Below are 14266 nucleotides of genomic sequence, written 5' to 3' on the forward strand. Positions count from 1 at the left end.
CCGCGTCGGCGCCGCCCTGAGGAGAAGGGTGCCGATCGTGTTCGCACGCTCAACCACAATTCAAGCGCATCCGTCGTACATCGATGCCGGGATCAAGCACGTACGTGACACCGTGATGCCGGCGCTGGCGGACACCGAGGGCTGCCTCGGAATGTCCCTGCTCGTCGATCGCGACTCGGGCCGGTGCATCGCGACCAGTTCGTGGCGGGACGAGGAATCGCTACGCGCCAGCGAGGGACCGGTGCTGAAGCTGCGTGACGACGCAGCCGAGATCTTCCACGGCACCACGGAGGTGTCGCGATGGGACATCGCTGTCATGCATCGCGACCACCATTCGGATCGCGGGGCCTGTTGCCGGGTCACGTGGATCAAGACGGAGCCGGCCCACATGGACCGCGCCGTCGACGTGTGGAAGATGGCCGCACTACCCAAGATGGAGGAACTCGACGGCTTCTGCAGCGCCAGCCTGATGCTCGACCACGCCGCGGGTCGCGGGGTGTCGTCGCTGACCTTCGACAGCGCCGAGGCGATGGAACGCAACAGGGAACGGATCGACGGAATCCGGGACGAAGGAGTGCGCGAGGCGAACGCCGAGGTGCTCGATACTTGCGAGTTCGAGCTGGCCATCGCGCATCTGCACGTCCCCGAGATGGCGTGACACTGTCGAACTGTCGAGAAGGACAACCCCACCCGGTTTGGACGGCGGCCGCAGCGGCTGGCCGTCGTTCGAGACGGACACCGACGACGAGAAGCTGTCTGTGTGGATCGATCCCCGACCACAACGTGATATCGAGGGTTGCGCCGAGTGCGCGACCTGGCGTTCCCACCTGCAGCTCGCCAGTGCCACAACCGATCTGAACCCGCGATAGCGTTGTCGAGCAGCGGGTGACGCTGTCGAGATCACGATGATTCAGCGGCCGACGATACCTGCCCTGACTGGTCGGATCCGTGTCGGTGCCGCGATGGCGACCGTCACGACGCCGGGCGAAAGCTTGAGCGCCCGGCGTCTTCGGCGCGCACTGCGCACTTGTCCGACTTGTCCTATCCGGGACCTTCGGCCTCGCGCGGTGGTCCGCGCGTCCTGTACAACTGAACAGGGATGCCGGTTTGTGACATGAACCACACCTACCCGTTATCTTACGAACCGATTACCTGAGCTGAACCATCGGATGTACCCGCAGTGGCAGTGCGGATACTCGCCCCGGGGACAGACTGGAAGGAGACCTCATATGCTGCCGATGTCGCCGACCGATTCGTTGTTCCTCCTCGGTGAGTCGCGGGCGCATCCGATGCACGTCGGCGGCCTGGCGATCTTTACTCCACCGGACGGCGCGGACGCGGCCGCGATGGGGGCAATGTTCGAGGCGGCGGCTGCCTCGGACGAGGTGGCGCCGCTATTCCGCAAGCGGGCCCGCCGGTCGCTGACCACCCTGGGACAGTGGGGTTGGGACACCTCGACCGACGTCGATGTCGACTATCACGTGCACCGCAATGCGCTCCCCCGACCGGGCGGCATGCCCGAACTGATGACGTTGGTGTCCCGACTGCACGGCTCCCCACTCGATCGCAGCCGCCCGCTGTGGGAGATGCACCTGATCGAGGGCCTCGCCGACGGCCGCTACGCGGTCTACACCAAGATCCACCACGCACTCGCCGACGGCGCGTCCTCGATGAACCTGTTGCGCCGCAGCATGAGCGAGGACCCCTCCCGCAGGGGTATGCCCGCCCCATGGCAACCCGCCGCACCCGTCACGACGCCCGACGCGGCCAGGACTGCACCACTACCATCTCTGCCGACCAACCTGCGGGGCCTACCCGGTCAGGTCCTGCGCGGCGCCCGCGGCGCGGCCGGCGAGGTCGCAGGTCTGGCACCGGCACTTGCCGGCACCGTGGACCGCGCTCTCCGCGCCGAAGGCGGGCCGCTGTCGACGCGGGCACCGCACACGATGTTCAACGTCTCGATCGGGGGCGCCCGGCACTTCGCCGCCCGCACCTGGCCGCTCGAACGGATACGGCTGCTCGCCAAGCACGCCGACGCCACCGTCAACGACATCATCCTGACGATGTCCGCCGGAGCCTTGCGCAGCTACCTGCATGACCTCGGCGCGCTGCCCACAGACCCGCTGATCGCGATGGTCCCGGTCTCCCTGCGCCCCAACCCCTCCGGCACCGATTCGGAAGCCTCGAGCGGAAACCGGATCGGGGTCCTGATGTGCAACCTCGCCACCCACCTGCCCGACCCCGCCCACCGGCTCGACACCGTGCGCACCTGCATGCGCGAAGGCAAACACGCCCTGAGGGCGATGAGCCCCGCTCAAGTGCTGGCGATGAGCGCTCTCGGTGCCGCCCCCCTCGGTGTCGAGATGCTCCTCGGCCGGCGGGGGCCGCAGCGGCCGCCGTTCAACCTGGTGATCTCCAACGTCGCAGGACCCGACACCCCGCTGTACTGGAACGGCGCCCGCCTCGACTCGCTCTGCCCGCTGTCGATCCCTGTCACCGGACAAGCCCTGAACATCACCTGCACCAGCAGCGACGACCAACTCGTATTCGGGTTGACCGGCTGCCGGCGCACCGTCCCGAACCTGCACCCGATGCTCGACCACCTCGACACCGAACTCGACGCCCTCGAACAGGTGGTCGGCCTGTGACGCCACCCCTGGGTACGCCGTGACGGACGTCGCAGGGGCGGCCGCAATGATTGAAAGCCCTACTCGACACCAGTTTTCCCCGGACACCGACACAGCACCGATGTCCGCCCGGTAGGAAGGAATCCCGTGAACACCCACAAAGCACTGCTCATGCTGCTGCTCGGCGGCACCGCCGCCCTCGAGGTCCTCCTCCGCCGGCCCACCGCACGGCGCCGCGGACAGGGCGCGCCCTTCCACGCCAACGGCTGACACCCTCGGTCTCGTGGCTCGTTCACGCTGCGAGGCTATTTCAGGGCAAAGTGCGGGGCACGCGCCCATACTGCCCGGTCGGTCCACGGATGGGCGGCGGCTCGTACCGCCGCCTGTCCCCGACTGGTCACACAGCTAGAAGTCGACCCCGTGGCCTTCGAGCCACCGCGCGGGGGTGAACCACGGTGTATCGAGGTGGTACTCCTTGTCGAGGGCGTCCAAGATCGCATGCGCGTCCGCCCCGCGGTAGCTCTCGTACATTCGAACATGTAGCCCTGAACGCTTTTTCACTGCATCGAACAAGATGCCGTGACGGAACAGAACCGTCGAGGAATGGCGTACCACGATGTGGCCGCCGCGGTCGGCAGCAGCTCCGTCCACAACCTCCAGACACAACACCATGCGGGGATCTGTCGAGAGCACGACAAGCAGCAAATCCATATCGTGAGGTTTCGTCACCCCGTGCCATGGCCTTCTCCCCTCCGTGCCGCCTACCGCAACACAGTCGAGCGCCCGACGCCAGGGCCGACCTTCGACGATGTGCAACCGGCCACCGGACCTCAGCGGAGGAAGCGGACAATCCCCAGCAGACCCGGATGCGGAGACATGCGTAGTTCCGTGTTCGGTCGTCATACTCACGGCGTGCCCGTCGCCATCCGTCCCGAAACATCGGCCTGCCCCGCACTCGTCAGATCCGCGAACGGCTCCGCTGAGTCTCCCGTCCACCGCCCTCATCGCGGGCTGCGGAGGGTCGGCGTAACAGGGAGGTTCTGCGCTCGATAGATCGAGTATGGACAGACGACGCCCGAATCCGGACACCACGCTGGGTTACCTCGAGCAGCTCCCCGTCCTCGTGCTTCTGGACAGGCTGCCGGTGCCGGTCCTGGCTGTGGCTCAGGACGGTCTCGTCATCTACATGAATCGGGCTTTCGAACACATGCTGGGGTATCCGCAAGGCGCGCTCCGCGAGTGTTCGATCGGAGACCTGGTCCAAACTGTGTCCCCGCCTCGATCGGCCGTGACGGAACTGCACGAGTCGGCCGGCAAGATCGTCGCGCTCACGCATCGAGACGGGTCCACCGTGCGCGCCGCACTCAGTCGGTCAACGCTCGAGCGACACGACGACCCGGTCATGCTCGTCTGCTTCCAGGATGTGACCGAACAACTGTGGGGCGGCGGCAGCGCCCCACACTTCGAGTGATGTGCCGGTCTGTGCAGTTCGCGTGGCCTGTGCGGAGCAACCACATGCGGTGTTCGGCGTTCGCGAGGACTGCAGACGCCGGCGCCACGTCGTCGGCCGGCCCCGTCGTCCCTACCCGAGACGTCTAACTGGCATTCGTACCGGCGTGGTGCGCATTACGTGGCAGGCGCTTGGCGCGGATACTTCGCAATGCCACCATTTCGTCGGCGCGATCGCTGTGAAGGGTGCGTGTGGTGGTTGCCGTGCGGATGAAGTTGCCGATCTGCCGGATCGCGTGTTCCGCCTCGGGAATGAGATCGGCAGCCGCCTGGAATACATGGACCTGGCGGTCCCACACCTCGAGGGTGATCGGCACCCCGGCGGCCGCGAGGCGCTCGGCCATCAGCACCGCATCCGGGTAGAGCATCTCGGTGGACCCGACCTGGATCAACACCGGCGGCAGGTCGGCCAGGATGCAGTCAACCGGCGAGAGGCGCGGTTTCCCGGTAGTGCGGCGGCGAGCGCCCTGATCGGGCAAGCCGGCGAACGTGATGAGGACCGAACGCGGAAAGACCGGACACCGGTCGGCGCCCGGGTGGGCAAGCTTCCCCGCGGGATCCATGTCCGTCAGCGGTGACAGCGCGACCAGGCCCGCAGGACACGGCAGGTCCAGGTCGGCAAGCGTCAACGCCGTCATGAACGTCAGGTAGCCGCCGGCGGAATCACCGGCAATCACGATCTTCTCCGCGTCGAACCCGTGCCCGAGCAGCCAGCGGTAGCCGTCGACTCCGTCGGCAATCGCATCACGGATCGGATGTCTGGGCATCATCCGGTAGCCGACACTGAGAACCGCTGCCCCGGCGGACGCGGAGATCCGTGAAACCAGTCGGCGGTGGGTATTCAGCCCGCAGGTCAGGAAGCCGCCACCATGCAGGTACAACACCACTGTCGATGTTCCCGTGGTGCCGGCGTCGATCAATTCGGCGTCGCAGTTCTCTAGGCGCACGGGATGGCGGCCGACCCCACGGAGGGGCGGGACGATTCGGGCGGCGGGGTCGATCAGTCCGGCCGGCCACAGGGGACTCGGCCACTGGGCCCACACCCCGAGCAACGGTTTGACCGTCATCCGCAGTGTGTGCGCCAAAACCTGTGAGCGGAGGCTGGCCCCGGGGAAGAAGTCGGGCTTCGGGCCCGAGGGCGCGGGAGTCCGGGCTGCCACGCCTTCGACTACTTCGTCGAACGTCGCCGGGACCTTGTCCCAGCACGCCTGCACCGCGAAATGCGATAGGACGGAATGAAACAACGCATCACCATACATGGGCGGGCCCACCGTCTACTGTGTCAGGCGCGTGCAAGCCGCAAAGCTCCCCCGGGCATCAGATAATCCGTGCCGTGACGCGCCGACCTGGTGCCAGGCCCGTCGCGACCACTGTGCGCCGGGGATGCAATGCCTCGATCCCGTGGACCTGACAGTGAAACAAACTGCTTGTCTGTATCTTCGCGATGTTACATACCGTAAGATTGTTTGTAAAGCAATCGTGAAACCACACGGGACCGTGGAGTCATCAGATGTCAGCGACCAGGCAGAGTGCAGCTGGGCCCACGATCTTCCATTGGGCTACAAGCAGATCCGGGATCGAGAGGTATCGGATGAATCCCAGGATGACACCGCCATCAGTACAGGGGCACGCAGGTCGCATCGAGGGGCGGGCCGATGGAGTCTGAGAGAATGACACAACAGTCCCGCGCCGAGGCGACACGTCGCGCGACCATCCAGGCGGCCGCGGAGATGTTCGCGGCGAACGGATACGCGAACACCAACCTCGCCGACATCATCAGCCACCCGGGAATCTCCAAAGGCGCAGTCTACTTCCACTTCGCCTCCAAAGAGACGCTCGCGCGGGCGACGATCGACGAACAACACGCGATGTCGATGGCGGCGTGCCGGAACCTGTTGGACACCGCTCTTCCGCCACTCGAATCGCTGATCAGCATGTCACTCCTTGTGGTCGACCAACTCCTGACGAGCCCACTGATACGGGCCGGAGTGAGACTCACTGGCGAGATAGGTGATGCGCGCGGGACGGTAGCCGATCCCCATCGGGAGTGGGTGGAACTGGTGGCGACGATCGCCGATCGAGCGATCGATGACGGAGACCTCCTCCCGGGCACCGATTCCGAAGATTTCGCCAACTTCCTTGTCGCCGCGTTCGACGGCGTTCGAATGTGGTCCACACAGGGGAACACAACTCGAGATCTCCCGATCCGCACCGAGCGACTGTGGACATTCGTCCTACCCGGGATCGTCGACGCCCCACACGTCGAATACTTTCGCGAATATGTCCATCGCAGATGGCTTCACGCATCACTCGACACCGAGTGAGACATCGAAAACGATCGACAGCGCAGCCGACCTGACCACCCCGCGACCCGTCCGCGTGGTTGCCGAAGACGTGGCAGCGCCGATTGTGCCGCGGTGCGGCATCCGCGGGCAGAAAACCCCTCGCCGCGCACATCAGGCACCAACGGTTCGAGTTCAAGATCAGTCAGGGACAGAAGGGGAAGCAGGCCCAGAATGGGCGGCCCACACCACTGGCGCTTCCCCCGGAGATCCGGACACCCGCGATCACCGTTCGGTCCCTCCTCGACCGGCACGCCACCATCACGAACAGCTACAAATCGATCGACGAACACCGACCGGCATCTACCCACCTGCTCCCCCGTCACCCACACCCGTCGCTGACCCATCCAGCCCGCCGTCACCACACCCGGGCGGCAGGCTTTCCGCTATACAAAGCTGCATCGCCGTTACGATCGACAGAGCTTGGCGGCTAGTCAGACCAGACCGGGAGGACGACAGGGCGGTCCGAGATCAACTACGCATCGGTGTGCCAGGAAGGTTGCCGAGGACCTCTATGAACTTGGATTCCATCAACCTGTCGAGACTTCACGGGACACGGAGCAAACCCTGGAGACGATTCGTGTCTAGGTGGAGGTCTCGGGTGCCGTGATCTCGTCGCTGGACAGCTTTTCCACGGTACTGGTCAGCCTCGGCGAATTGCCCGATCTGTGTAGCGCGATCGGTGGCTGGGTCAAACGAGAAGGTGGGATTTCACAAGGCAGGTTGGCATCTGCGGAATCCAACCAGGAAGGACTGCATTTCATTGTGACGCTGTCGAAGCCCTCCGCGGCGAGCGCAACGGGTCGGGTCGAGTTTGACGAAGCCACGTCAACTACGGAGCACGAGTTCGTCACTCATATGCTTGGTGCGCTCCGCAACCATATTGCCGAGGCTCGCTGAAAAGGGACGCGCTTCGCCACGAGAACGCTTTCGACGCATGGCGATGCGCGCCCCGCCCACACAGCGGAGCGCGCCCACGACCGGGACATGCTGCAGCCCGACCGGGTCTGCGAGCGCACAGGATTGGGGTTACTCTAAAGTACGTCTGCCAACCTTCTTGCAGCGAGTTGAACGGCTTCCCACACCGTTGCGAACGGGGGCGCGTACGACAGATCCATGGCGGCGAGGTCGTCGACAGTCATCTGCCCCCATAGCGCTGCGGCCGCAGTGTCCATGCGCTTGCCAGAATTCTGGCCTCCGACGATCTGTACACCAAGGAGTCGTCTACTCCTCCGGTCTGCGATGATCTTAGTTGCGATCGGTGACCGCTCCGGCATGTAACCGCTGGCGGTTCCCCCACCGTGACGAGCGATTCGGGGCTGAACCCGGCGTCAATTGCAGCGTCGGTCGAAAGCCCGGACCGTCCCACTTCCACGTGCACATTTGGATTGGTGAATCTGGTTATGGCTGTCGACAACACGCCGGCAAACTGTTGCTTGCCGCCGACGACATTGTATCCGCAGATTCTGCCTTGCTTGTTCGCGTGTGTACCTAGAGGAGCGAACGTACGAGTACCGGTGATCCTGTCAATGACCTCACAGCAATCGCCGGCAGCCCAGACGTTTTCAGCAACTGATTGATTCTCATCCGGCAGGTATCCGCCAAAGTCTCCGACTGAGATGCCGGCGGCGACTCCCAGCTCAGTGGCGGGCCGGACACCGAGTCCGAGAACAACGACTTCTGCGAGGTACGTTTCTCCGTTACTCGCCGTCAGGGAGTGAACTCTTCCGTCAACACTGCGGATGCTCTCGACTGTGCACTCCGGGACAAGACGAACGCCGCCTTCGACGAGGGCACTGTGCACGCGTGCGCTCATGTCCTGGTCGAGGTTACTCATCACCGAACTGCGGGTGATCAGCGTTGTCTCGAAACCTCGATCGACCATAGCTTCCGCCATCTCGACGCCGATGTAGCCGCCACCAACGACTACCGCATGTCGCGTGGTCGTGATGGAGTCGGAATCCGACGATTCCTCTGGCAGTACAAGAGTGAGCCACTGACGTGCATCCTCGAGGTTCTTCACGGGGAGGATGCCCGGTGTCAGATCGCCGTTGTCGTCAATCGCCCATGGCGGAATAACGGGGTGCGCTCCAGTTGCGAGCACGAGTTTGTCGAACTCCACTGTTTCGGATACGCCGACACTATTTTTATATGTCGCGGTGCGTGTTTCGATGTTGATGTCGGTCACCAAAGCATCGAGGCGAAGATCTACGCCCATTTCTCGGTGGCGTTCGGGCGTGCGTGCGATAAGTTCGTCTTGGTGCGCTACCGTTCCCGAGATCAGATAGGGCATTCCGCATGCCGAGTAGGAGGTGTCGCGAGTCCTTTCCAGCACCACTACCTCGATCGTGCGACCGTCGGCGCGTGCCGAACGTAGGGCTTGGTGCGCGGCGCTCATGCCAGCGGCGTCCGCGCCGACGACGACGACACGTTCGGAGTGTTCTGTGATTGTCATCAGCGGACCACTGCGTTCGCACACAGCGCTGCTACCCACGCTATGGTGCTTGTTGCGAGATGGCTCCCGCAGAGTGCGTCGATTTCGCGAATTCCTGTGGGGCTGGTTACGTTCACTTCAGTGAGCCTATCTCCGATGATGTCGATTCCGACAAAATGGAGCCCGCGTTTGACGAGCTCCGGACCGAGGGTTTTGCAGATCCTGCGATCGTTCTCTATGACTGTGTCGATTTCCACGCTCGCGCCCGCTGCCATGTTGAAGCGGAATTCGTCTCCCTCTGCGATGCGCCGGACAGCACCGACTGGGGTTCCACCGAGAACGATGACGCGTCGGTCCCCAGCCGTGACCGCGGGGATGTATTGCTGGACAACGACGTGTGTGGTTCCACGCTCGGTAGCGGTATCGAGGATCGAGTGCAGATTGGGGTCGCCAGGACTGAGCAGCATGATCCCGCGTCCGGCCATACCGTCTGTTGGTTTGAGAACGGCCCTCCCCCAGGACTGTACCGCGTCGATGATCTCGGTCTGATCTGCGGAGATGAGCGTCGGCGGGCCGAGCTGGGGAAAGCGAAGAGCAAAAAGCTTTTCGTTTGCGTCCCGCAGACCGCTGGGTAAGTTCAGCATGAGCGTACGCGCAGGATCGACCAGGTCGAGGATATATGTCGCCCGCAGGTAGTCGGCATTCACCGGAGGGTCGGTTCTCATGAATATCGCTGCCGCAGTGTCGAGAAAAATCTGCTCGGATTCGGTCGCGACGAACCAATTCGTTCCGACGATCCACTTACCGTCGATAAGCACTGCAGGCTGCAGCGTGACGTCGCGGGTCTGCGCTGTTGCCCGCCCAGCTGTCACGCCCAATTCGGCGATGGTAGTCACCAGGACGCGATGTCCCAGCGCCTGCGCTGCTTCCATCAGTGCCACTGTGGTGTCGTGGGCGGGGGCCAGCTCACTGAGCGGATCGGTAATGAACACGAACGTGAACCGTGAACCGACCGTATCGGTATTCGCTCTTGAAGGGATGACTTGTTGCCTCATGGGTCCGTCCTGTTTTGGGCGCGTCGGCGGGCGTGCGTACGATCGTTCGATGCACGGGTGTGGGGAGCCGTCGGCCCGCGCTCGGTAAGACGCGCTCGTTACTGGAATGTTGCGACGAGCCGACCTCTCCATTCATGCGTCTCAGCGTTTTACCCGGAGCACCCTGAAATTGGTGTATTCGAGGATCCCGTGGATTGACTGTTCGACACCCAATCCTGACTGTTTGATTCCGCCGAAGGGGACATCTGATGTCAGCACTGGATGCTGATTGACCCACGCAGTTCCGGCTTCCAGGCGATTCGCTACTTGCACTGCGCGCTGTTCGTCCGTGGACCACACCGAGGCGCCGAGACCGAGATCCGAATTGTTGGCGCGCTCGACGGCGTCGTCGATGTCGGTGTAGGTCAGGATCGGCAGGACCGGTCCGAACTGTTCTTCCTTGACCAGCGGAGTCGTGTCGTCGACACCGCGGACAAGGGTGACCGGGTGGAAGTAGCCGGGGCCCTCGGGCACCTCACCGCGAAAATACACGTCGGCGCCGCGGTGGGCCGCATCATCGACATAGCCACGCACCTTGGCGAACTGGGCAGCATTCTGGACCGGGCCCATGTCGACGCCCTCGTCGAGCCCGTTGCCGACGACCATCGTCTTGGCCACTTCGGCGAGTGCTTCTTCGATCGCTGACGCGAGGTGGGCAGGGACGTAGAGGCGTTTGAGGCCGGCGCAGACGGCACCGCAGTTGGACAGCGCCGCCCAATAGAGGTCGTCGGCCATGGCTGCGACGTCCACGTCGTCGAGAACGATTCCCGCGTCGTTCCCTCCGAGTTCGAGGGTCAGCCTCTTCAACGTCGGACCCGCGCCGGACATGATCGACTTGCCTGCCCGCTCCGAACCAGTGAAGGTGATCTTGTTGATCCCCGGATGGGATGTCATCGCACGACCCAGGTCGTCTCCACCACTCAGGATTTGGAGAACACCGGCGGGAAGGGCCTGTTGGAGTAGTTCACCGAGCCGGAGGGTGGCCACCGGGGTCAGTGGCGAAGGTTTGAGGATGATGGTGTTTCCGGTGACAAGCGCCGGGCCGATCTTCCATAGCGCCAGTAGCAGGGGGTAGTTCCACGCGGTGATCGCACCGACTACACCAACAGGCTCGCGATGAATCTCGATGTACTCGTCGTCGTTGTCCCGATAGATCTCGACCGGGATGTCGGTACTCGCGTACCGACTGAGACCTCGAAGGCCGGAATCGATCTCGCCGGCGGCCTTGGCTAACGGCTTTCCCTGTTCCAGCGTCACCAGCATGGCGAGTTCGTCGATATTCGTGCGAATCAGTTCGACAACGTTTCGAACGATTTCCTGTCGCACGGCGATGCCCAATTCACGCCAGCTGGGGGCCGCACGTCGACCGGCATCCACAGCAGCGTCAAGATGCTCGACGCCAGCGTCAGGGACTTCAGCGAAAACTTTACCGGTCGCGGGGTTGATCACCCGGTTGACGGCCGAGGTTGTCACGATCTGTCCATCGATGGTGAGACCGGGCGCCTTGTCGGCCGCCAGGGCTGGGGAGTTGCTCATGCGGGGGATCCTTCGGGTCGGAACAGACGTTGGAACTGCTCTGCGTTGTAGATGTTCTGTCGCGCCGCTTCTTCGCGTGGGTCGGAGATCTTGACCTTCGCGGCCGGGCGTGCTGCGATTCGGTCCGACCACGCCTTCAGATTCGGATAGTCCGAGACCGTAATTCCGTGCCCGCTGGCAACTCTGGTCCAGGTGTAGGTCGAAATGTCCGCTATCGAGTACTCGCCGGCCAGATAGTCGCGATCACGGAGCCGGTCGTCGAGTACCTTGTACAGGCGTGCTACCTCACCGACGTATCGGCTGCGGGCGTAGGGGTTGTCGATCCCCTGTTTGGGTGCGTGGGAGACGAAGTGGGCGGCCTGTCCTGCCATCGGGCCATGGTTCGCCACCTGCCAGAACAGCCAGCAGAGCGCATCCTGGCGGCCGCGGGGATCTGTGGGCAGCAGTCGTCCGGTCTTTTCGGCAAGATACTGCAGAATGGCCCCCGTCTCGAAGATCGCGATTGGCTCGCCTCCGGGGCCATCGTGATCGACGATCGCCGGGACCTTGCCGTTCGGATTGATTTCGAGATACTCGGGGGCGAATTGATCCCCTTCTTTGATGTCGGTCCAGATGATCTGGTATTCGAGCGAAAGCTCTTCGAGTGCAATGAGCACTTTTCGCACGTTCGGGCTTGTGTAGTAGTAGAGGTCAATCATCGACGATGCTCCAAGAAGGTCGGTTACCGGCGGGTCAGATGTCGTACTGCTTGCGGATGCGTTCCAGGTACGCCATCAGGTTCGGTTTGGTCTGGACGTACCCGGCGCCCAGCCAGTCCTGTGGTTGGTCGGCGATGTGCCGGATGATCGAGTACACGGTTGCGTCGATGGAACGCAGTTCGCTTCCGAGGAAGTACTCGCTGTCTCCGAGGAAATCCGAGAGAGCATCGACATCTGCACGGAAGAAGTCGACGACTACTTCAGCCTTCCGTCGTCCCATTCCCTGGCCATTGAAGCCCTCGACGACTCGGACACGGAATGCGTCCAGGAATGCCCGCAGCTCCGGGGTCACTTCGCCGCCGCCGACGATGCAGGGGATGTACGTCTCCCAGCCCGAATCTTCGCGGTAGCGCGGCTGGATGATTCCGCTCCAGTAGAGGTGCTCTTCGACCAATCGGCTGAACGACAGGGACAACGCCCGGTCTTTGGCAGACAGGTCAGCGTCGAGCTTGTCGCCGAACTTGTCCTTCAGGTAGGCGATGATCGTGTTGGAGTCGCCGACCTTGGTTCCGTCGCTGTCGACGATGTACGGCAGTTTGCCGTGGGGTGAGTCCTGGTCGAGCGTTGCCAGGTCCTGCGTCTTGTGCTCGAACTCGACACCCGTGAACGTCATGTAGTTGACAATCTTGGTGACGTAGGGGCTGATGTCCGGAACACCGAAGGCTGGTGTGTATCCGTAGATGGTGATCATTGTGACTTTGTATTCCTAGTCTTGGTCGACAGGGTGCCCGGCGGTCCGCAGAGGCGGTCTACCACTGCAAGAAAGTGCCATTCGAATGCTGGAACCGGCCCGCGTTCTCGGGGGTGAGGTTGTCGATGTTCTTGATCAGTCCGGCGGCGGCCTGTTCCGGGGTGATGTAGGTGTGCTCGCCGGGGAAGTCCTTGGTCAGGTCGGTGGCGACCATGCCCGGGTGGAGCATCAGTACGCTGATGCCGTTCTTGGACAGGTCGTGGTGCAGGTTCAGGCCGGCCATGTTGGCGGCGGCCTTGGAGATCCGGTAGCTGTACATGCCACCGGAGGTGTTGTCTCCGAGGGATCCGACCCGGCTGGTGACGATGCCGACCTTCGCGCCGTCGTTCAGTAGGGGACGCACCGCTTCGATCGTGCGCAGCGGTCCGAGGGTGTTGATCTCGATCTGTTTGCGGACCAGGTCGTAGTCGATCGACCCCAGTTCGTCGAGCCACATGACCCCGGCAACATGGATCAGAACGTCCAGTTTGGTACCCGCTGCGGCGAGCCGTGACGCGAGCGCTTCGACCGATTCCTGCGATGTGACATCGACGTTCGGCTCGACGGTGATGCCGTCGGCGGTGAGGTCGGCGCCGTCGAACAGGCAGGCGGCGATGACGTTGTCGCCGCGCTCGTGCAACTGGCGGACGATCGAGTGTGCGATGCCCTTGTCGGCACCGACAACCAATACTGTGGACATAGTGTCTTTTCCTTTCAGGCAGTGACGCCGACAACGGCGCTCTGCTCGGATCCGATGATCTTGGTAGCCGCAAGCTCGGCGATTTCTTCACCAGTGAACCCATACTCGGCAAGAATTTCGGCATTGTGCTGGCCGAGTAGCGGCGCTCCGCGTGGCGCTTCCGGAACGGTGCCGAGGAACCTCGCGGGAACCCGGGCTTGCCGCAGGCGTCCGGCTACGGGGTGAGTCGATTCGACAATAATTTCGGCGGCTTTGACCTGCGGGTGTTCGATGACCTCTGCCCGCGTGAGAATGGGCGCCGCTGGCACGTCGAACTCGTCGAGCACGGTCAACCAATCAGCTGAAGCCCTGGTCAGAAGTACTTCCTGAATCAACTCGAGGCGCTCGTTGATGTACTTCGATCGCCCAACTGCCGTTGTGAAGCGCTCGTCCTCGATCCATTCCGCGTGATCGAGGGCTCTGCACATGCTCTGCCATTCGCCATTGCTGTTGGTGGCGACGGTGATATAGCCGTCGGCGGTCTGGTAGATCAAGTC

General features: G+C 63.1%; 15 protein-coding genes and 1 pseudogene. 6 read left to right on the forward strand and 10 right to left on the reverse strand.

The window, feature by feature from the left end:
* Positions 1-28 precede the first annotated feature (28 nt).
* The 3 genes from AZG88_RS45500 to AZG88_RS55205 all read left to right on the forward strand — a co-directional run bounded on the left by AZG88_RS45500 (position 29) and on the right by AZG88_RS55205 (position 2897).
* On the forward strand, positions 29-658 hold the full coding sequence (locus tag AZG88_RS45500) for an antibiotic biosynthesis monooxygenase (RefSeq protein WP_025432445.1): 630 nt from the start codon (positions 29-31) through the stop codon (positions 656-658).
* Positions 659-1229: 571 nt separating this feature from the next.
* Positions 1230-2648 (forward strand): WS/DGAT/MGAT family O-acyltransferase, encoded by a 1419-nt coding sequence (locus tag AZG88_RS45505; protein ID WP_005241154.1) that lies wholly within the window; start codon positions 1230-1232, stop codon positions 2646-2648.
* Between the two features lie 126 nt (positions 2649-2774).
* The gene (locus AZG88_RS55205) at positions 2775-2897 is read left to right on the forward strand and encodes a hypothetical protein (RefSeq protein WP_269455123.1); all 123 of its coding nucleotides are present in this window, start codon (positions 2775-2777) and stop codon (positions 2895-2897) included.
* A 135-nt stretch (positions 2898-3032) separates the two neighbouring features.
* On the opposite strand, the gene AZG88_RS45510 is transcribed toward AZG88_RS55205, so the two are convergent.
* Positions 3033-3356, reverse strand: coding sequence for a hypothetical protein (locus AZG88_RS45510; protein ID WP_005241153.1), 324 nt, complete (start codon positions 3354-3356; stop codon positions 3033-3035).
* 331 nt (positions 3357-3687) lie between these two features.
* On the opposite strand from AZG88_RS45510, the gene AZG88_RS45515 reads away from it, so the two are divergent.
* Positions 3688-4098, forward strand: coding sequence for a PAS domain-containing protein (locus AZG88_RS45515; RefSeq protein ID WP_005241152.1), 411 nt, complete (start codon positions 3688-3690; stop codon positions 4096-4098).
* 124 nt (positions 4099-4222) lie between these two features.
* On the opposite strand, the gene AZG88_RS45520 is transcribed toward AZG88_RS45515, so the two are convergent.
* Entirely contained in the window at positions 4223-5380 is a 1158-nt protein-coding gene (locus AZG88_RS45520; RefSeq protein WP_231914429.1) for an alpha/beta hydrolase, read from the reverse strand.
* Between the two features lie 426 nt (positions 5381-5806).
* Here AZG88_RS45520 and AZG88_RS45525 point away from each other — a divergent pair, with 426 nt between their 5' ends.
* Together AZG88_RS45525 and AZG88_RS45530 are read left to right on the forward strand one after the other, a co-directional pair.
* On the forward strand, positions 5807-6460 hold the full coding sequence (locus tag AZG88_RS45525) for a ScbR family autoregulator-binding transcription factor (RefSeq protein ID WP_063886967.1): 654 nt from the start codon (positions 5807-5809) through the stop codon (positions 6458-6460).
* 624 nt (positions 6461-7084) lie between these two features.
* Complete coding sequence (locus AZG88_RS45530) at positions 7085-7378, forward strand: hypothetical protein (protein WP_231914430.1); 294 nt, start codon at positions 7085-7087, stop codon at positions 7376-7378.
* 134 nt (positions 7379-7512) lie between these two features.
* Here AZG88_RS45530 and AZG88_RS54835 read toward each other — a convergent pair.
* From AZG88_RS54835 to AZG88_RS45565, 8 genes and pseudogenes are all read right to left on the reverse strand, one after another.
* A pseudogene (locus tag AZG88_RS54835) lies at positions 7513-7698 on the reverse strand (CoA-disulfide reductase); the annotation flags it as partial.
* The gene (locus AZG88_RS45535) at positions 7617-8933 is read right to left on the reverse strand and encodes an NAD(P)/FAD-dependent oxidoreductase (RefSeq protein WP_231914431.1); all 1317 of its coding nucleotides are present in this window, start codon (positions 8931-8933) and stop codon (positions 7617-7619) included. The pseudogene AZG88_RS54835 and the gene AZG88_RS45535, both read right to left, overlap by 82 nt.
* On the reverse strand, positions 8933-9967 hold the full coding sequence (gene gshB, locus AZG88_RS45540; protein WP_231914432.1) for a glutathione synthase: 1035 nt from the start codon (positions 9965-9967) through the stop codon (positions 8933-8935). The genes AZG88_RS45535 and gshB overlap by 1 nt, the downstream gene beginning before the upstream one ends.
* Before the next feature lie 141 nt (positions 9968-10108).
* Complete coding sequence (gene tadD, locus AZG88_RS45545; RefSeq protein WP_061701349.1) at positions 10109-11542, reverse strand: non-phosphorylative glyceraldehyde 3-phosphate dehydrogenase TadD; 1434 nt, start codon at positions 11540-11542, stop codon at positions 10109-10111.
* Positions 11539-12240 (reverse strand): glutathione S-transferase family protein, encoded by a 702-nt coding sequence (locus tag AZG88_RS45550; RefSeq protein ID WP_061701350.1) that lies wholly within the window; start codon positions 12238-12240, stop codon positions 11539-11541. The genes tadD and AZG88_RS45550 overlap by 4 nt, the downstream gene beginning before the upstream one ends.
* Positions 12241-12274: 34 nt before the next feature.
* A complete protein-coding gene (isoI, locus tag AZG88_RS45555; protein WP_061701351.1) occupies positions 12275-12991 on the reverse strand; it encodes an iIsoprene-epoxide--glutathione S-transferase in 717 nt (238 codons plus the stop codon).
* 58 nt (positions 12992-13049) lie between these two features.
* Positions 13050-13730, reverse strand: a complete 681-nt coding sequence (isoH, locus tag AZG88_RS45560; protein ID WP_061701352.1) for a 1-hydroxy-2-glutathionyl-2-methyl-3-butene dehydrogenase — start codon at positions 13728-13730, stop codon at positions 13050-13052.
* A 14-nt stretch (positions 13731-13744) separates the two neighbouring features.
* On the reverse strand, positions 13745-14266 hold a 522-nt coding region (locus AZG88_RS45565; RefSeq protein ID WP_197488040.1), incomplete at its 5' end, for a CoA transferase.

The organism is Rhodococcus sp. LB1, from assembly GCF_001583455.1.
In the GTDB taxonomy this organism is placed as follows: Bacteria; Actinomycetota; Actinomycetes; order Mycobacteriales; family Mycobacteriaceae; genus Rhodococcus_F; species Rhodococcus_F opacus.

Bases quoted from the DNA above. Each gene is read 5' to 3' on its own strand.
- AZG88_RS45525 (WP_063886967.1), top strand. From the start codon at position 5,807: ATGACACAACAGTCCCGCGCCGAGGCGACACGTCGCGCGACCATCCAG.
- AZG88_RS45550 (WP_061701350.1), bottom strand. From the start codon at position 12,240: ATGATTGACCTCTACTACTACACAAGCCCGAACGTGCGAAAAGTGCTC.
- gshB (WP_231914432.1), bottom strand. From the start codon at position 9,967: ATGAGGCAACAAGTCATCCCTTCAAGAGCGAATACCGATACGGTCGGT.
- AZG88_RS45515 (WP_005241152.1), top strand. From the start codon at position 3,688: ATGGACAGACGACGCCCGAATCCGGACACCACGCTGGGTTACCTCGAG.
- AZG88_RS45505 (WP_005241154.1), top strand. From the start codon at position 1,230: ATGCTGCCGATGTCGCCGACCGATTCGTTGTTCCTCCTCGGTGAGTCG.
- tadD (WP_061701349.1), bottom strand. From the start codon at position 11,542: ATGAGCAACTCCCCAGCCCTGGCGGCCGACAAGGCGCCCGGTCTCACC.
- isoI (WP_061701351.1), bottom strand. From the start codon at position 12,991: ATGATCACCATCTACGGATACACACCAGCCTTCGGTGTTCCGGACATC.
- isoH (WP_061701352.1), bottom strand. From the start codon at position 13,730: ATGTCCACAGTATTGGTTGTCGGTGCCGACAAGGGCATCGCACACTCG.
- AZG88_RS45535 (WP_231914431.1), bottom strand. From the start codon at position 8,933: ATGACAATCACAGAACACTCCGAACGTGTCGTCGTCGTCGGCGCGGAC.